We start from the raw sequence: 1,341 nt of genomic DNA, 5'->3' as shown, positions 1-1,341 counted from the left end.
CGCCCGCGCATGCCGGCCTTGCCGTCCTCACCGGCCACGTAGCCGCGGATCGGCACGTCGATCGCGGTGCCGTCGCGGGTGACACAGGACAGCGACTCGGTGCGGATGTAGGCGCGCTCGGCGCTCACGTCGCCATAGCCGGCGCCGACGACGAAGCATTCCTTGATGCGACCCCGGAACTGGTTGGGCAGCACCGCGTGATCGAGCAGGCGCAGCAGCACCGGCTGCGGATTGCGCTGGGCCTGGCCGCCCGTGGGCGCGTCGAGCCCGCCGAGCAGCAGGGCGCGGGTGAAGCTGCCGCTGGGCAGGTACCGGCGGGTATCGCGAGAAGGCGAGGCAGGCTTGCCGGTGGCGTCGGTTGATCCTGGTGCACCGGATGCGGCGCCGGTGCGAACTGCGGCCGGGTCGGCCAGCGTGATGCTGACGATGCCACCGGAGCCCAGGCCAGACGGCGCGGCGCCGGGGCTACCAGGCAGACCGGTACGCTGGGTCGCAGGAGCTGGCAGGGTGGACGGCGCCGGCGGAGGCGGAAGCCTCTGCGCCGGGTTGGCCGCAGGCGGTGACGCCACCGGATCCGGGCCGAAGTTTGGTCGAGCGGCGGGCGCCGGCAGGGGCGGCGGAGGCAGCGGTGTGAGGCCACTCGTGTCGGCGCGGCCTGCCGGGGTGCTGGCGTTGCCCGCCTCCAGCCGCTTGAGCCGCTCCATCATGTCGCGGTTCTGGCCTTCGAGCTCGCCGCCGCGCTGCGTGAGTTCGCGCGAGCGCTGCTCAATGGAGCGCAGCTGCGCATCGGCCTGGCCGCGCCACGCGTCCCGTGGATCGACCTGGGCGCCAGGCGCGAGGATGTTGGTGGACTTGGGGCGAGGCGCGGGCTCGCTGCTGGTGCCCGATCCGGTCAGCGACACCGACAGGACGGTGCCTGCGACGATCACGCCAGTGATGCCGGCCAGCAGCAGGTACTGGCGGCGCTTGATGCGCTCGGCGCTCGCGCCTGCCGGTGCATCGACGTTACCGGGTGGCAGGGGTTGCTCAGTCATCGCTGCGGCGCTCCCGGATCACGAAGACGGGCGTGGCCTCGCCCGGCTGCAGGCTCGCGCGTTCGACGCTAACGGCCATCACGCCGCGCTTGTGCAGGTCGGGTTCGTGCAGGGTCAGCGCAGCGGCTCCGGTGTTGGCCAGGCGGTACTTCTCGGCCACCACGTGGGCGCCCAGCAGCACACGCTCAAGCGTGAGCCGGGTGCCCGACCAGAGCGCGATGTCGCGCCCGGGCTCGCGCACCTCCATGTCCTCCGGGAGGCTGTCGTCAGCGAGCGCCACCAGCAGGTTCTTCAGCGTGCGGACGTG

The 1,341-nt window shown here is 72.7% G+C and carries 1 protein-coding gene and 1 pseudogene; both read right to left on the bottom strand.

Annotated elements, in window-relative coordinates; translation table 11 throughout:
• A partial coding sequence (locus ACOVRJ_RS08740) for a TrbI/VirB10 family protein (protein ID WP_422043476.1) occupies positions 1-1,034 on the bottom strand: 1,034 nt, incomplete at its 3' end.
• Positions 1,027-1,341, bottom strand: a pseudogene (locus tag ACOVRJ_RS08735) (conjugal transfer pilus assembly protein TraK); the annotation flags it as partial. The pseudogene ACOVRJ_RS08735 and the gene ACOVRJ_RS08740, both read right to left, overlap by 8 nt.

Source organism: Roseateles sp., from assembly GCF_049240545.1.
Taxonomy (GTDB): Bacteria; Pseudomonadota; Gammaproteobacteria; order Burkholderiales; family Burkholderiaceae_C; genus Paucibacter_A.
This window is presented reverse-complemented; position numbering and strand designations above follow the sequence as displayed.